Genomic DNA, 14,831 nt, shown 5'->3' with positions numbered 1-14,831 from the left:
ATCCGAATCCACCCTCACGTGCGGGCAATTCCGCGTTTCTCCGAATCGCGGAAATGCTCTACTTATTTTTTTATCGCATTTTCTTCACGCGAACCGGCGTCCACTTCGCTCGAAAATGCCATAGGGGCGCAAGACGACAAAGGAACGTGTTGTCGTTTTTCGGAGCCGGCCGTAGATTATATCAACGAGCACCGCCTCACCTTCCCAGGGATCGGAGCGCAGCAGCGTATCGGCACCGCCCGTACCGTCGCCGGCGTCTTCCACGCAGAGGTGTATGCGATGAGCGACGGCGATGACCACGGCATCCGCTTCGGGCGGATCGCGGCGATGTTGCCTGTCAAGGACATCCAGAGGGCGCGGGACTTCTACACGAGCGTGCTCGGCTTCACCACGACCTTCCAGAACGGAGACCCTGTCGGCTTCATGATCCTGAAACGCGACCAAGCCGAGTTGCACCTCACCTTGCAGCCCCGGCACAGGGCGCCGCCGTTCAATGTCGCCCACATGATGGTGGGCGATGTCGACGCGTTCTATGCCCTGTGCGAGCGCCATGGGCTCCGCATCATCAAGCGACTGGCGAACAAGGACTACGGCCTGCGGGCCTTCGTGTTCGAGGATCCCGACGGCAACCGCATCGACGTCGGCCAGCCGCTCTGACCATCTGCGCGCATAGCCCCCGTCTGGGTGCCCCGCTTCCAGGATCCACGTGCATTCGTCGAAAGCCACGTGGATGCGCTCCTGCCCCACGACGCGCCGAGCCCCGTCGGGCGTTCGATCCTGCGCTGAAGCGTTTTGCGCGAAGCGGACGCCGGTTCGCGTGAAGAAAACGCGACAAATCAAACAGACAGAGCGTTCGGCGATTCGAAGAAACGCGGAAGTGCTTCTAGACGATGAAATCCACAACGCCGCCGTCGACGCGCAACGCCGCACCGGTCGTCGCCGACGCCTGTTTGGATGCGACGTAGACCACCATATTCGCGACCTCCTCGACGGTGGCGGGGCGCTGAAGGATGGAGGTGGGCCGATGCGTCTTGACGAAGTCGATGCCGGCCTCTTCGAGCGACCGCTCGGCCGTGACGCGGTCCTTGAGCATCTCGGCAACGCCCTCGGAGAAGGTCGGGCCGGGCAAGACCGAATTGACCGTCACCCCTGTGCCGGCCATGCGCTTGGCAAGTCCGCGTGCGAGAGCCACGTCGGCCGTCTTGCTGACCCCGTAGTGAATCATCTCGGCGGGGATGTTGAAGGCGGATTCCGAGCCGAGGAAGATGAACCGGCCCCACGCCTTGTCGGCCATTCTCGGCAGGTAGGCGCGCGCGAGGCGCACCCCGGCCATGACGTTCACCTGCCAATGGCGATCCCAGACGGCATCATCGGTCTCGAAGAAATCGAGCGGCTGGAAGATGCCGAGGTTGCTGACGACGATATCTGGCGCGGGTTCGGCCCCGATCAGCGCCGCGCACCCCTCTGACGTCGCGAGATCGATGGCTTGGCCGCGCGCGCGATCGCCGAGCCGTGCCACGGCCGCGTCGACCTTCTGCCTGGTGCGACCGTTGACCACCACCGCGGCACCGGCAGCGTGAAGTCCGCGGGCGATGGCGAATCCGATGCCCTCGGTGGACCCGGTGACGAGGGCGACTTTGCCTGAAAGGTCGATGTTCATCCTGCTTCCCCTGCGAAGGTTGCACCGTCGGAGCGAGCCCGTCGAAGCCCGGCCCCGGGCGATGCGACGAACTCCTCGACGGTCATCGGCGGGCCACCCGCCTCTCGGCGATGATCTGGTCGGCGCCCGAAATGCCGGTCTGATCGTCGACGGCCCTCAAGCGCGGCGCGGCCGAGATCTTTCGCTTGGCGTTGGCCAACGACAACCATGGGCATCAACGCTCCCCGGCGTCCAGGATCCACGTCCTGTCGGCGAATGCCACATAGATGCGCTCCTGCCCCAGGGCGGCGCCGAGCTCTGTCGCGAGCTCGTTCAGCATAGCCTCGATCGTCGCGTCGGGCAGATGGCCGAGATAAGCGTGCACGGCCTCGCCGGTGAACAGCGCCACGGGCTCGCGATCGGAGCCGACGGTGCCGTCGCGGCGCGGCCATGCATAGGTCACCTCGGCGCGGGTGAACATCCCGGACAGCGCCGGCCTGCCCGCCTCGACCCGGCGCCTCATCCAGGCGCGGGCGGTACGCACCGCCTCGGACACGTCGAAGACGCGACCCTCCGGGTCCCAGCCCTCGCGCAGGCCGACGCTGATGCGAAAGTCGCGGCGCGGCCCGAGCGAGCCTGGGACGACGGCGTAGTCGCCCGCCGTCGGCGCGCGGGGGCGAGAGGCTGAAGCTTCGGTCATCGTCATGCTCGCGTCTTGACGGTCCTGGACGGCTATCCACGGCGCATATGTTCGCCCGAAGATGTGGGGAGCGAGATAGGGGACGTCAGCCCGCCGCGATCGTGATTCCACTTCCTCGCCGGTCTGGCGGCGTTCAGGAAGGTCTTCTACCGGCTGTCGCTCGACAGACACTCGCGGAGCCCGGGACCACGGCCCGCCGTGCTTGCCGCTCGCCCCCAGGTCGCAATTGCTTCGATTCGACCCCTTGGGCCGTACCCGTCCGATCGGATGACCTCATCCGATCGGAATGCGCTCTAGCGGGACCTGGGCGGGATCGTGTACATGTCAGGCAACAAAACAGAAACACGGAACGGGAGGAATCTATGCTCGCAATGGATCGCCGCGCGCTGCTCGCGGGATCGGCCTCGTCCGCCCTGGCGCTGCTGGCGCCGCGGGCCGCGCGCGCCGACGACATGACCGGAGTCAGTGCCACCGAGATCAAGATCGGCTCGACGACTTCGCTCAGCGGCCCGGTGTCGGCACTCGGCGTCCAGGCGCGTTGCCAAGACGCGTTCTTCCGCATGATCAACGAAAGCGGCGGCATCGCCGGGCGCAAGATCACCTACATCTACTATGATGACGGCTTCAGTCCGCCCAAGACGCTGGAACAGGTACGCCGCCTGCTCGAGCAGGACCAGGTCTCGTTCCTGTTCAACATGCTCGGCACCGCGCCGAATTCGGCCGTGGTCAAATACGTCAACGCCAAGAAGGTGCCGCACCTGTTCCTGTCGGTGAACGGCGACAAATGGGGGAACTACAAGGAAAATCCGTGGACCATGGGCTTTGCCCCGAGCGCGCGCATCGAGTCCCAGATCTATACAAAGTATATGCTGCAGCAGAAGCCGGACGCCAAGATCGCCATCCTTTATCAGAACGACGATCTCGGGAAGGACTACGTCGGCGGCGTGCGCGACGTGCTCGGATCGGACTTCGACAAGCGCGTCACCGCGATCGCCCACGAGGCCGCCGATCCCACCGTGGATTCCCAGCTCGTATCGCTGCGCGCCAGTGGCGCCGACATGCTGCTGTCGGGAACCACGGCGAAGTTCGTCGCCCAGTCGATCCGCAAGGCCTACGATCTGCAATGGAAGGCGACGCATTTCATCGCCAGCGGCGGCGCCTCGATCACCGGCGTCCTCATCCCGGCCGGGCCTGAGCGGGCCGTCGGCGTGATCTCCTCGGCCTACGTCAAGGACGCCAGCGACCCCGCCTGGGCGTCAGACCCGGGCATCGGCGACTACCTCGCCTTCATGAAGAAATATTTTCCGGACGGCAATCCTCACGAGTCCTACAACACCTACGCCTACACCGTCGCCAAGGTGCTGATGCAGGTGCTGACGCAGTGCGACGGCCACTTCTCGCGCGAGAACATCATGAAGCAGGCGAGCAACCTGAAGGACATGCAGGTTCCGACCATGCTGCCCGGCATCAAGGTCAATACCAGCCCGACCAATTATCACCCCCTGCGACAGGTGCAGCTGCAGCGCTTCGACGGCACCGGCTGGAAACGCTTCGGCAACATCATCGAGGGCGCCGACATCTAGGAACCCTGCGCGCTCGGCTGAAACTGAGCCAAGCGCTCTAGAAGCGCTCCAGCTTCAAAAGAGGATGAGCATGTCTGCGCCATTGGATGACCCGTCCAATGGCGCCATGCTTTGGGCCGGGACGCCGTCCAAACTCGAGCGCAGCGGCCCGCGTCGTGCACGACGGCCACTGGCACGCCGACATCACGCGCAGCAGCTTGAGCTCGGGCACCCAGGCCGCACGGCACCACGCCGGGCTGCGTACGAAGCGCCGCCGCGCGGCACGGTCGACGAGGTGCCGGCGGGGAAGCGCAGCTCCGGCCTGGACGAACACCCCCTCGCCCACTGCATGCTCCAACGTTTTGAATCCGGAGCGTTGCTTCGCGACCGGGTGCCCCCCACCCAATCGCGAAGCGCCTAGGCCTGATCAGCGAACACGGGGGATGCAGTCCGGGTGACTGCGCCGCGGCGGTCGGCCGGCCCATCCAGAGGACCGGACGATTCTCACCGCCGGCGGTCGGCACCAGCTCCCGGAGGCCAGGATTTCCATGCTAGCCATGCAAAAAATGCATAACTTTGATGCGTAAGTGAAGCGGCGGACACTATTGACAAGCCCGCCCTGAACCAGGGGCGCCAGAGCCATCCGGCGCGACCAATCGCGCGATCACCTGGCGCCATGAAGGGCCGGCTCCCCATACCACCTCTGCCGCAGCGGCGATCGCGCAACAGCTCTCCGGCGCCTCCAAATCACGTGTCAGCATTAGCTTAGGCTAAAGCGGAGGACGCCCTATTTCCGCCTCAGCATCAAACAGGATGTCGCTCGGCGTCACGGCGCCTCTATCGCGATCGACATTCTAACGTTACATTGCCTCCGTAATCCTATTCCACAGATGTACTTGTCATTTTGGCCTACCGCGTTCATACGGCGGCAATTTAGCTTGTTGTATACTTGTCTAGATTTCAACCGCAACGCGCATGATGTCGATCGACGGCGCTGTGGGCCAAGTCGTTAGGGCGCTGCACGAGCTGGAGCAGGCCGTAGCGAGCATGGTGGGAGTAAAGCGCGCGCTCCCGCCGCTGTGCGAACCCGCGCGCTGGAGGCTGAGATGACTGCCATTGACAATCAGACCCTCGAAGAGATCGCCAACAACATCACTGCAAATTCCGCCCATGTTTTCGAATTGGTCGATGAAGTGACCGATAACTGGAATGATTTCTTGAGCGGCGTCACCGAAGACGTTGCAAACATCGTTGACAGCGTGTCGGACGCACTCCCACCCGTGGCGAACACCATCCCAGAGACCGTGGACTCGGTTCCGGATCTGGCGGGAGGCATCTCCGGACCGGACGGTCTTATGGGCGGCACCCTGGGTGGCGCTTTTGACGGCCTGGAGAATCTTCTCGACAGTCTGGGCGGCCAGAACAACGCGTAGCAGCGCCGACGGTGGGGCACCTTCGGGTGTCCCACCACCCCTGCCCCGCGCGGGCCGCTGCTCCGCACACTACTGCTGGAAGCGCTCCAGATTCAAAAGACTATGAGCATTGGATGGCCTCATCCAATGGCAAAACGCTCGAGCGGCGCCGGTCGAACGCCGAAGGCTTCGTCATCCTCCAGGCCCCGCAATTTGTCTTGCGGCTGTTCTATCGCCCGCCCAGATCCGCCGTGATGCCGGCCAGGCGAGCTGCGGTCCGAGCGACGAGGAGGGCCGGATCGTCGCCATACCAGGCCTGTGCCGTCGGCGCGAAGGCGCGGCACGCCGTGGCGATCTCATCGCTGCGAGCGTGGCGAACGCAGTCGACCAGCCAGCCGGTCGTGGCCAGCGCCACGTCCTGGTAGGCACCGAGCCCGCGGTCGCGGACATAGGCCCCGGTGAGGTGACCTTCGTCGGCCTGCGCCAGGATAACCTGCGGCACGCCGGCGGCCAGGCAGGCGCCGGCGAGCTCCGGGCCGCCGTGATGAACGAGAACTCGGGAGCGTCGCAGCAGCTGCGGCAACGGTGCGGGCGCGTCGCCGATGACGGCGCCGCCCTCGCCGAGCAGGCGGCGCTCGCGCTCGGGCAGGCCCGGGATGCCCGCGCGGACCGGCCCGTCCATGCGGATCAGCCCGGCCACCACCTGCGGCGTCGCGGCGATGCGCCCGTCGAGACAGACGCTGCTCTCGCTCGCATCGGCATCGCGGCTCGCCAGCCCGCCCGGCGCATAGGCGGGCAGGCACGGTGCGCTTCGCCAGGGCGCGAAGATGTCGAACGCGTCGGGGCCGAACGGCATCACCTCCTCCGCAGCGAGCACGCTGCCGAGCTGCTCGAGCGGGAAGCGCCCGGCCAGCGCGAGGCCCTGGTTGATGGCGTCGAGCACATCCGGGAACGGCCAACTCGGGACGGCGGCCGGGCCGCGAAACAGCACGGGAACACCGGCGACGATCGGGGGCAGTTCCTGCGCGGTACCGCAGGCGACGACCGGCATCCGACCCTGCGCCGCCAGCAGGCCGCCGAAGGCGCTCGCGCAGACCACCACGTCCGGTTTGAACAGCCCGAACAGGGCTTCATAGTGGCCGATCGCGCCGGCGAGGCTGGCCGGATCGGCCAAACCGTGGTTGGCGAGCCGATCGGTCAGGCCGAACACCGGACGCTGCGTCCAGGCGACGTCGGCGCCGCGCGCGGCTGGCCAGGCGACGGTCTGCACCGTGCGGATGCCGAGCGGCAGGAAGTGCTGATCGTGGCGCGTGTCGGCCAAAGCCGCCAGGCATTCGATGCCGGCGGCGCGCAGATGCGCCGCCACGCCGAGCAGGATAGCGACGTTACCGCGGCTGCCGAGCTCCCACGCCAGCAAGGCCCGCGGCCGGCGTGGCGTCTGGCGGCGCGACGATCTGAACACGGGTCCCATCGTTTCCTCGCGCGTTTCGGATTCGCCACGGGCGTGCGCCTGCATGTAGATTCGCCAGGTGCAGCCACCATAGCGGACCCGCCCGATTGAGCATCCCGTCAGCCGATCCGGCCGCCCAAGCCGCCGTCCGCCACGAGCTGCATCCGACTCTGGAACTGATCGCCTACGCGACCGGTTCGGTCGAGCACCTGTCCCTGGTGCCGGCCAGCGTCGAACGCGCCTGGATGAAGGCGACTCCCCATCAATTTGCCCAGCGCTGCCTGCCGCTGCTCATCGCCAACCAGGCGGGCTGGTTCATCGTCGCCCATCAGGAGTTCGAGATCTGGTGGACGGGCGGCGCCGCGCCGGAGGACCTCTTGGTACGCCAGCGCATCGGCACCGGGCCGCCTATGGCGATGAGCCACTTCGGCTCGGGCATCCTGACCTTCTCGATTCCCTATCTGTTCCGCACCCCGCCCGGCTACAATCTGCTGGTGCGCGGGCCGCCGAACTGGCCCAAGGATGGGGTGACAGCGCTGGACGGTATCGTGGAGACCGATTGGGCCACCGCGACCTTCACCATGAATTGGAAGGTGACCCGGCCGCTGGAGCCCATCGTCTTCGCCGCAGGTGAGCCGGTCGCTTTTATCGCGCCCATGCGGCGCGGCGAATTGGAAAGCTTTGCACCGCGGGTCGCGCCGCTGGTGGACGAACCGCAGCTCGCCGCCCAGCACGGCGCCTGGGCGGACTCGCGACGCAGCTTCAACGAGGCCTTGAGCGAGCGCTCGGACGCGCCGTGGCAGCGCGATTATTTCGCCGGCCGCGACGTCGCCGGCGACGCGGCCTTCGAACGGCACCAGACCAAGCTCAACCTCAAGCCGTTCAAACCGCAGGGATGACGGTAAGCGACTCCTGCAGCGTCAGCGCAGCGGCTCCCGCTCGCCGCCGCCTCCGCCCACTCCCGCCGCGGCCAGCACCGCCTCCAGGTGCTTCACCTCGGCCTCGAGGGCGATGATGCGCCGCTCGCGCTCGGTGAGCGCCGCCGCCACGTCCGCCGCGTCGAAGCGCTGCGGGATATGCTGCGGGCAGTTCATGTCGTACGCCGCCACGCTGAACAGGATCACCTGCTCGGGCCTCGCCTTGTAGCCCTGCGGCATGAGCCGCGCCATCAGATCGCCGTCGCCTTCGACCACCCTCGCCTCGCCCCAGATCTTCACCCGCTGGCGGTTGACGTAGTCGATCAGGAACAGGAAGGCCTTGGGATTGTCGGTGAGGTTGCCCAGGGTAATGTACTGGCGGTTGCCCGAAAAATCGGCGAAGCCGATGGTCGAGGGATCGAGCACCTTGAGGAAGCCCGGCGGGCCGCCGCGGTGCTGAATGTAGGGCTGCCCGTCCCCGTTGGCGGTGGCGAGGAAGACGCTGATCTGGCTTTCGATGAACTGGGCCAGATCAGGCTCGATGCGCGTCTGCCAGGAGCCGCGCTCCTCCATCTTTGCATAGCCGGCGCGCGACCCCCTGCGCGCCTGCACCGCCTTGACCGTGGGCGTGAAGGCGACGTCGCTGGCGTAGCCTGGCCCCGGGGATGCGTCGGCGTCAGCAGCACCGTCTGGTCGCGGAAAATGGTCCATGGGGCGGAACTCCATCTGCGAGGGTCTCGCAGCCACACATGTAGATCTTGTCAGACGAGGCCGTCATAGGCTTCGATCGGGAGCTACCCTTCCATGGAATGGAAGGGTATGCAGGCGCAGCTCCTCGCTCGGATCCCAGGTCGGATGGACCGCCTCGATGCCATGGCCGTGCTGCTCGCCGTCGTCGAGGCCGGCAGCCTGTCGGCGGCCTCCCGCCGGATGCGTATGCCGCTCGCCACGGTGAGCCGCAAGGTCTCCGAGCTGGAGGCGCACCTCGGTACCCGGCTCCTGGCCCGCTCCAGCCGCTCTCTCGCCCTCACCGACGCCGGGCGCTCCTACGCCGCCGCCGCCAAACAGATCCTGGAGCAGGTGCAGGAGGCCGAGCGCGCGGCCGCCGGCGAGTACAGCGCACCAAGGGGCGACCTCACGGTCACGGCACCCGTCGTGTTCGGGCGTCTGCACGTACTGCCTGTCGCGATCGCCTTTCTCAAGGCCTACCCAGAGATCGCCTTGCAGCTGATGCTGTCGGACGGTTTGGTGGACTTGACCGAGGACCGCATCGATGTGGCCGTCCGCATCGGCGCGCTGCCGGACAGCGGGCTGATCGCGGCGCGGGTCGGCCTGATCCGCCGCGTTGTCGCGGCGAGCCCCGCCTACCTCGCGGAACGGGGCACGCCCGAGCGGCCGGAGGATCTGGCAGCCCACGACTGCATCACCTACGAAGGGCTGGCCTCGCCGCGCACCTGGCGCTTCGCGGGCGACCGGGGCGACATCACCGTAGCGGTCCGCTCGCGCCTCACCGTCAACGCGGCAGAGGCGGCCATCGATGCCGCGATCGCCGGTATCGGGCTGACCCGCGTGCTCTCCTACCAGGTCGCCACGACGCGGCGGGCCGGCCTCGTCACGCTCGTGCTGGAGCCGTTCGAACTGGCGCCATGGCCCGTCCACCTGATCCATGTCGGCCAGGGGCTGCTGCCGGTGAAGCTGCGCGCCTTCCTCGATTTTGCGGCGCCGCGCCTCAAGGCCCGTCTCGCCCTCGGCGACAGTGACGGCGACGGCGCCACCCTTTCGCCAGCGACCTCGGGACCATAGATTGGGAGGGACGAAGCAATGGCGAGCGCGAGGCCAGGTGGCGTGAGTGATCGAACGGACATGGCGAGACGAATCCGGACCGGCGGTGCGGCGGCCGCGCTCCTGGCCCTGGCGTTCGCCGCACCGCCGGCACAGGCTGCGACGAGCGACTGCCCCGGCGGCACCACCACCGTCGAGCGCGGCGACACGTTGAGCAGCATTGCCGCGCGCTGCGACGTGGCGGAGGCAGTGATCATCGCCGCCAATCCGGCGATCCTCGGCTCCGGCGACCTCCAGATCGGTTCGACGGTGCGGGCGAGCGGGCCGCCCGCGGCGGCGCTGAAGCTCGCCAAGCAGTTCAACGACCTGGCCAACGACACCGCAACGGCGCTGGGCCGCATCGCCGGGGCGGTCGACACGTCCCTGCGGGATCTGGTCGATCGCAACCCCGACCTCAAGTCGCGTCTCGAACGCTTCGCCGGCCAGCTCGGGGTCGGCGACGCCGCGCCGGACGCGCCCCGCCCCGAAGTGACGGCGAAGGCCGCCGACGGGGGCGCCGGATTGGTGCGGATCGCCGCCAAGGGCTTGCCCAAGGAGAGCGCCATCGTCATCGGGGCCGGGCCGCCGCAGGGCGCCTATGCGGTGCTGACCGCCGCGCGCACCTCCGCCGCCGGCACGCTCGACGAGGCCGTGCGGCTCCCCGACTGGATGGCCGGCCCCGTCGTCTTCGTGCTGCGGGACGATGCCAACAACATCACCGCCCGCTCCGATCGCTACGCGCCCGGACGGTAGGTCACTGCCAACCGAATGGCGGGGAGCTTCAACGCAACGGCCAGACCAGCATGATCAGGGGAACGCCGAGGAGGATGACGAGCAGCGACAGCGGTGCGCCGAGCCGGGCGTAGTCGCCGAAACGGTAGCCGCCCGGTCCCATCACCAGGGTGTTGCACTGGTGGCCGACGGGCGTCAGGAAATCACAGGCGGCCCCGATGGCAACGGCCATGAGAAAGCCATCCGGCCGGTAGCCGAGGCTCGTCGCGAACTCGGCGCCGATCGGCGCCATCACCAGCACGGTCGCCGCATTGTTGAGAAAGGGCGTGACCGCCATGGCGGCGGCCAGCAGCAGCGCCAGGGCGCCCCAGGGCGGCAATAGTCCGCCGACGGAGGCAAGCGATCGCGCCAGCGTATCGGTCATGCCCGTCGTCCGCAGGGTCTCGCTCACCGGGATCAGCGCGCCGAGCATGATCAGAATGGGCCAGTCGATCGCCTCGTATGCGTCCTTGGCCGCGATGGCCTGCACCGCGATGAGGATGACGGCCGCGCCGAAGAACGCCGCCGCGACCGGCACGACGTCGAGAGCGATGGCGAGCACCGTGGCGAGCAGGATGAGGCCCGTGAGCCACCGCTTGCGCTCGCTGCCCAGTGCCAGGGAGCGCTCGACCAGGGGCAACAGGCCGAGATCGCGGAGCCGATCGGGCAATTCCTTCTCATTGCCCTGGACGACGAGCACGTCGCCACTGCGCAGCACGATGCTGCGCAAGCTCTGCTTGAAGCGCTCGCCGGCACGGCTGATGGCCAGCAGGTTGACGCGGTATCGCTCCTTCAGGTCGATGCTGCCGACCGAGCATCCGACGAGCATTGAGTTCGGCGCGACGATCGCTTCGCTGACTTTGATCTGATCCCGCAGCGCCGCGGCGTCCGCCGGCGGAGCCTCTCCCTCGAGTTGCAGCCTGCCCTCGGCGACGACGCGCTCGAGCGCCTTCGGCTCGCCCCGGAGCAGCAGCGTGTCGCTTTCCCGCAGGCTGGCGTCGGGCAGGGGCGCCGACAGTTGCGCGTTCTGGCGCAGGATGGCGACGACGTCCGCCTCGCCCTGGGCGATCGCCTTGAGGTCCGCGATGGTCTTGCCGGCCAAACGCGAATCCGCCGGCACGCGCACCTCGGTCACGTAGTCGGCAATGTCGAGCGCCTGGTCCAGGGTCTCCGCGCCGCGCCGCTCGCGCGGCAGCAGCCGGTAGCCGAAGCAGAGGAACAGGCACCCGGCGACCGCCAGGCCAAGGCCGACCGGCGTGTAATCGAACATGGTGAAGGGATGGCCGGTCAGTTCCTCGCGGACACGCGCCACAATGATGTTGGGCGATGTGCCGACGAGGGTGACGATGCCGCCGAGCAGCGAGGCGAAGGCCATCGGCATCAGGAACACCGACGGCGATTTTCCGTCGCGCCGCGCGAGCTGGTAGGCGATGGGGAGCATCATCGCCAGGGCGCCGATGTTCTTGATGATGGCGGACATGACGGCGACCGCAAAGACCAGCAGCACCACCTGCATTTGCGTGGAGCGCACGTGCGGCGCCAGCCGTCCCAGGGCCGTCTCGATCAGGCCGGATCGCGATACGGCCGCACTGACGACGAGCGCGCTGCCGACGATGATGACGATGTCGTCCGAGAAGCCCTTGAAGGCGTCCTTCACCGGCACGAGGCCCGCGGCCACGGCGGCGAGCAGAGCCAGGCCGGCGACGATATCGTAGCGCAGCCGGCCGTGCACGAAGAGCGCCATCATGGCGACGACGATGGCAACGGACAGAATTTGCTCGAGGGTCATGAAGGCCTGGAACGTGGGATCAGCCGGGCTGTCATCGACAACCGCGGCGGACGGCTTCGGTTCCGGTTGCGAGGCTCGGTGAGCGGGGCGAGGTTTGATGAGGCCTTTGCCGGCCGCCCGACCCCACCTACATAACGTTATGGCCGCCGCAAAGGGTCGCCGCGGCCGGTGTCTCTCGGGAGAGATCTGGTTCATGCAGGACGTGCTTTTCGACAACAGCTACGCGCGCCTGCCGCCGCGCTTCTACGAGCGTGTGGCCCCGACGCCGGTCGAGGCGCCGCGGCTCATCCGCCTCAACCGCCCTTTGGCGCGCGAGCTCGGCCTCGATCCCGACCTGCTGGCGCAACCCGAATGGGTCGAGGTGCTGGCCGGCAAGCGCATCGCCGGCGGCTCCGAGCCGATCGCCATGGCTTACGCCGGCCACCAGTTCGGCCATTTCGTGCCGCAGCTCGGCGACGGCCGCGCCCACCTGCTGGGCGAGATCATCGACATCAAGGGCCGACGTCGCGACATCCAGCTGAAAGGCTCGGGCCCCACGGCATTCTCGCGCCGCGGCGACGGCCGCGCGGCGCTCGGGCCGGTGCTGCGCGAATACATCGTCAGCGAAGCCATGGCGGCGATGGGCATCCCCACCACGCGCTCGCTCGCCGCCGTGACGACCGGCGAGATGGTGGCGCGCGAGAGCTTCCTGCCGGGCGCGGTGCTGACCCGCGTCGCGGCGAGCCACATCCGGGTCGGCACCTTCCAGTATTTCGCCGCGCGCGGCGACGTCGAGGCCCTGCGCCTGCTGGCCGATCACGTCATCGCGCGGCACTATCCGGCCGCCGCCGCGACATCGGCGCCCTATCGCGCCCTGCTGGAGGCGGTGATCGCCGCCCAGGCCGACCTGGTGCCGCGCTGGCTCCTGGTCGGCTTCATCCACGGCGTGATGAACACCGACAATACCTCGATCGCCGGCGAGACCATCGACTATGGCCCCTGCGCCTTCCTCGACGCCTACGATCCGGCCACGGTGTTCAGCTCGATCGACGAATACGGCCGCTACGCCTACGCCAACCAGCCATCGATCGCGCTGTGGAATCTGGCCCGTCTGGCCGAGACCCTGCTGCCCTTACTGGCCGACGACGACAAGGAGGCGGTCGCCATCGCCGAGGGCACCCTGGACGCCTTCACCGGCCGCTTCCAGGCCAACTACCTGGCCGGCTTTCGCCGCAAGATCGGACTCGCCACAGCCCACGAGGACGATCTCGACCTGCTCAACGGCCTTTTGACCGCTCTGGCCGAGAACAAGGCCGATTTCACGCGGACCTTCCGCGCCCTGAGCCACGCGGCCGGTGCGCCCGAGGGCGACGCCGCCGTGCGCGATCTGTTCATCGACCCGACCGCCTATGACCGCTGGGCGGAGCAGTGGCGCCGGCGCCTGGCGCAGGAGCCCACTGACGAAGCAACGCGACGGGCGTCCATGCTGGCCGTCAACCCGGCCTACATTCCGCGCAACCACCGCATCGAAGCCGCAATTGCCGCAGCGGTCGGCGGCGACTTCGAGCCCTTCGAGGACCTGCTCGCGGTGCTCGCCACGCCCTTCGAGGAACAGCCGCGCTTCGCCGCCTACGCCGATCCACCGACAGCCGACGAGCGGGTGCTGCGGACCTTCTGCGGCACCTGAGCATCCTTGCTTGGAACCGTGGTGATCTTATCTCTCTAGCAGCACGCAGAGGGAGGGACGTTATGCCCAACGACCCCAACGCTCGCCAGCCCGAGCGCCACATGCCGCCGATACGCCGCGAAGGCTACGAGATCAGCTATCTCGCCAAGCGCCACGGCATCACGCCGTCGCAGGCCCGCGGCCTCGTCAGCGAATATGGCAGCGACTGGACGAAACTCGACCAGGCCGCCCGGGCCTTGAAGAAGAGCTGACGAGCTAGAGCCTTTCCGCGTTGCTTCGAATCGCCGAAATGCTCCATCTGTTTGATTTGTCGCGTTCTTCACGCGAACCGGCGTCCACTTCGCTCGAAAACGCTCTAGTCGGAGCCTTATTGCCGCAGCACGTCGGTCAGCCGCAGTGCCTGGGCGGCGACGAGATCCACGTCGTCGTCGTAGCCGCGGCCGATCCAGGTCAGCGCGATCTGGAACACGCCGCCGACCACGCCGGCCCGCAGCAACGTGCGCGCGGCGCCGTCATCAATTGCCATGCCCGGATTGATAGTGCGCTCGAACAGGGCGCCGAAGCTGTTCACCGCCCAGGCGACCATCGCGTCGACCTGGACGTCGATGCCCACGATCTCGACGAGGAACACGCGCGCGCCGCGCGGGCGCTCCTTCAGCAGGCGAAAATAGGCCAGCAACACGGCTTCCATGCGGGCGCTGGAGGTGCCCGGCTGGCCCGCGCCGGCCCGCTCGATATCGGCCAAGGTCTGCTCCGTCACCGCCCGGAAAGCGGCGACGAGCAACGCCTCGCCATTCGCGAAGGATTCGTAGAAATAGCGCTCGGTCAACCCAGCCGCTTCGCAGATCGCCTTCACCGTGGCGTTGCGGTAACCGCGCGCGCCGTAGACCTCGACCGCCGCCCGGACGAGCGCCTCGCGTCGCTGGGCCCGGCGCGCATCCAGAGGGACACCGCGGTAACGCCGCGCCCCGCCGCCCCGCTCCGCCGCGGCCTCCCCCGAATTGTTGCGTCGCGTCACCTTGCGCTCGCCCATGGGGCGCATGCTTGACATGACGCATTGTCAGAGGCAACGGTGACAACCGCGATTGTCAAAAAAAGCGGGAT

General features: G+C 67.6%; 14 protein-coding genes. 8 read left to right on the top strand and 6 right to left on the bottom strand.

The window, feature by feature from the left end; genetic code table 11:
- The first annotated feature begins 279 nt into the window (after nucleotides 1–279).
- Nucleotides 280–657 (top strand): glyoxalase superfamily protein, encoded by a 378-nt coding sequence (locus IEW34_RS05425; RefSeq protein WP_188608142.1) that lies wholly within the window; start codon nucleotides 280–282, stop codon nucleotides 655–657.
- Between the two features lie 226 nt (nucleotides 658–883).
- Here IEW34_RS05425 and IEW34_RS05420 read toward each other — a convergent pair whose 3' ends face one another.
- A complete protein-coding gene (locus IEW34_RS05420; RefSeq protein WP_188608141.1) occupies nucleotides 884–1,660 on the bottom strand; it encodes an SDR family NAD(P)-dependent oxidoreductase in 777 nt (258 codons plus the stop codon).
- A gap of 214 nt (nucleotides 1,661–1,874) precedes the next feature.
- Nucleotides 1,875–2,339, bottom strand: coding sequence for a hypothetical protein (locus IEW34_RS05415; RefSeq protein WP_188608140.1), 465 nt, complete (start codon nucleotides 2,337–2,339; stop codon nucleotides 1,875–1,877).
- Between the two features lie 362 nt (nucleotides 2,340–2,701).
- On the opposite strand from IEW34_RS05415, the gene IEW34_RS05410 reads away from it, so the two are divergent.
- Nucleotides 2,702–3,922 carry an ABC transporter substrate-binding protein gene (locus IEW34_RS05410; RefSeq protein WP_188608139.1) on the top strand — a complete coding sequence of 407 codons (1,221 nt, stop codon included), beginning with the start codon at nucleotides 2,702–2,704 and terminating at the stop codon, nucleotides 3,920–3,922.
- 1,085 nt (nucleotides 3,923–5,007) lie between these two features.
- On the top strand, nucleotides 5,008–5,334 hold the full coding sequence (locus IEW34_RS05405) for a hypothetical protein (RefSeq protein ID WP_188608138.1): 327 nt from the start codon (nucleotides 5,008–5,010) through the stop codon (nucleotides 5,332–5,334).
- Between the two features lie 208 nt (nucleotides 5,335–5,542).
- On the opposite strand, the gene IEW34_RS05400 is transcribed toward IEW34_RS05405, so the two are convergent.
- Nucleotides 5,543–6,775, bottom strand: a complete 1,233-nt coding sequence (locus tag IEW34_RS05400) for a nucleotide disphospho-sugar-binding domain-containing protein (protein ID WP_188608137.1) — start codon at nucleotides 6,773–6,775, stop codon at nucleotides 5,543–5,545.
- A 95-nt stretch (nucleotides 6,776–6,870) separates the two neighbouring features.
- Here IEW34_RS05400 and IEW34_RS05395 point away from each other — a divergent pair, with 95 nt between their 5' ends.
- On the top strand, nucleotides 6,871–7,662 hold the full coding sequence (locus IEW34_RS05395) for a DUF6065 family protein (protein WP_188608136.1): 792 nt from the start codon (nucleotides 6,871–6,873) through the stop codon (nucleotides 7,660–7,662).
- 21 nt (nucleotides 7,663–7,683) lie between these two features.
- Here the strand turns inward: IEW34_RS05395 and IEW34_RS05390 are convergent, their stop codons facing one another.
- Nucleotides 7,684–8,391: a pyridoxamine 5'-phosphate oxidase family protein gene (locus tag IEW34_RS05390; protein ID WP_188608135.1), complete on the bottom strand. Its 708-nt coding sequence runs from the start codon at nucleotides 8,389–8,391 to the stop codon at nucleotides 7,684–7,686.
- A gap of 144 nt (nucleotides 8,392–8,535) precedes the next feature.
- Here IEW34_RS05390 and IEW34_RS05385 point away from each other — a divergent pair, with 144 nt between their 5' ends.
- Both IEW34_RS05385 and IEW34_RS05380 read left to right on the top strand, forming a co-directional pair.
- Entirely contained in the window at nucleotides 8,536–9,483 is a 948-nt protein-coding gene (locus tag IEW34_RS05385) for a LysR family transcriptional regulator (RefSeq protein ID WP_188608134.1), read from the top strand.
- Between the two features lie 60 nt (nucleotides 9,484–9,543).
- Nucleotides 9,544–10,254, top strand: a complete 711-nt coding sequence (locus IEW34_RS05380) for a LysM peptidoglycan-binding domain-containing protein (RefSeq protein ID WP_188608133.1) — start codon at nucleotides 9,544–9,546, stop codon at nucleotides 10,252–10,254.
- Nucleotides 10,255–10,282: 28 nt separating this feature from the next.
- Here IEW34_RS05380 and IEW34_RS05375 read toward each other — a convergent pair whose 3' ends face one another.
- Nucleotides 10,283–12,061, bottom strand: a complete 1,779-nt coding sequence (locus tag IEW34_RS05375; protein WP_188608132.1) for an SLC13 family permease — start codon at nucleotides 12,059–12,061, stop codon at nucleotides 10,283–10,285.
- A 193-nt stretch (nucleotides 12,062–12,254) separates the two neighbouring features.
- Between IEW34_RS05375 and IEW34_RS05370 the strand changes: the two genes are divergently transcribed.
- Both IEW34_RS05370 and IEW34_RS05365 read left to right on the top strand, forming a co-directional pair.
- Nucleotides 12,255–13,727 carry a protein adenylyltransferase SelO gene (locus IEW34_RS05370; protein ID WP_188608131.1) on the top strand — a complete coding sequence of 491 codons (1,473 nt, stop codon included), beginning with the start codon at nucleotides 12,255–12,257 and terminating at the stop codon, nucleotides 13,725–13,727.
- Nucleotides 13,728–13,789: 62 nt separating this feature from the next.
- Nucleotides 13,790–13,978, top strand: coding sequence for a hypothetical protein (locus tag IEW34_RS05365; protein WP_188608130.1), 189 nt, complete (start codon nucleotides 13,790–13,792; stop codon nucleotides 13,976–13,978).
- Between the two features lie 116 nt (nucleotides 13,979–14,094).
- On the opposite strand, the gene IEW34_RS05360 is transcribed toward IEW34_RS05365, so the two are convergent.
- Nucleotides 14,095–14,760 carry a TetR/AcrR family transcriptional regulator gene (locus IEW34_RS05360; protein WP_188608641.1) on the bottom strand — a complete coding sequence of 222 codons (666 nt, stop codon included), beginning with the start codon at nucleotides 14,758–14,760 and terminating at the stop codon, nucleotides 14,095–14,097.
- Nucleotides 14,761–14,831 lie beyond the last annotated feature (71 nt).

The sequence above is a fragment of the Chelatococcus reniformis genome (genome assembly GCF_014640075.1).
Classification (GTDB): domain Bacteria; phylum Pseudomonadota; class Alphaproteobacteria; order Rhizobiales; family Beijerinckiaceae; genus Camelimonas; species Camelimonas reniformis.
This window is presented reverse-complemented; position numbering and strand designations above follow the sequence as displayed.

Excerpts from the sequence above, each read along its gene's own strand:
- IEW34_RS05425 (WP_188608142.1), top strand. The coding sequence starts at position 280 with ATGAGCGACGGCGATGACCACGGCATCCGCTTCGGGCGGATCGCGGCG.
- IEW34_RS05420 (WP_188608141.1), bottom strand. The coding sequence starts at position 1,660 with ATGAACATCGACCTTTCAGGCAAAGTCGCCCTCGTCACCGGGTCCACC.
- IEW34_RS05415 (WP_188608140.1), bottom strand. The coding sequence starts at position 2,339 with ATGACCGAAGCTTCAGCCTCTCGCCCCCGCGCGCCGACGGCGGGCGAC.
- IEW34_RS05410 (WP_188608139.1), top strand. The coding sequence starts at position 2,702 with ATGCTCGCAATGGATCGCCGCGCGCTGCTCGCGGGATCGGCCTCGTCC.
- IEW34_RS05405 (WP_188608138.1), top strand. The coding sequence starts at position 5,008 with ATGACTGCCATTGACAATCAGACCCTCGAAGAGATCGCCAACAACATC.
- IEW34_RS05390 (WP_188608135.1), bottom strand. The coding sequence starts at position 8,391 with ATGGACCATTTTCCGCGACCAGACGGTGCTGCTGACGCCGACGCATCC.
- IEW34_RS05385 (WP_188608134.1), top strand. The coding sequence starts at position 8,536 with ATGGACCGCCTCGATGCCATGGCCGTGCTGCTCGCCGTCGTCGAGGCC.
- IEW34_RS05380 (WP_188608133.1), top strand. The coding sequence starts at position 9,544 with ATGGCGAGACGAATCCGGACCGGCGGTGCGGCGGCCGCGCTCCTGGCC.
- IEW34_RS05375 (WP_188608132.1), bottom strand. The coding sequence starts at position 12,061 with ATGACCCTCGAGCAAATTCTGTCCGTTGCCATCGTCGTCGCCATGATG.
- IEW34_RS05370 (WP_188608131.1), top strand. The coding sequence starts at position 12,255 with ATGCAGGACGTGCTTTTCGACAACAGCTACGCGCGCCTGCCGCCGCGC.
- IEW34_RS05365 (WP_188608130.1), top strand. The coding sequence starts at position 13,790 with ATGCCCAACGACCCCAACGCTCGCCAGCCCGAGCGCCACATGCCGCCG.
- IEW34_RS05360 (WP_188608641.1), bottom strand. The coding sequence starts at position 14,760 with ATGGGCGAGCGCAAGGTGACGCGACGCAACAATTCGGGGGAGGCCGCG.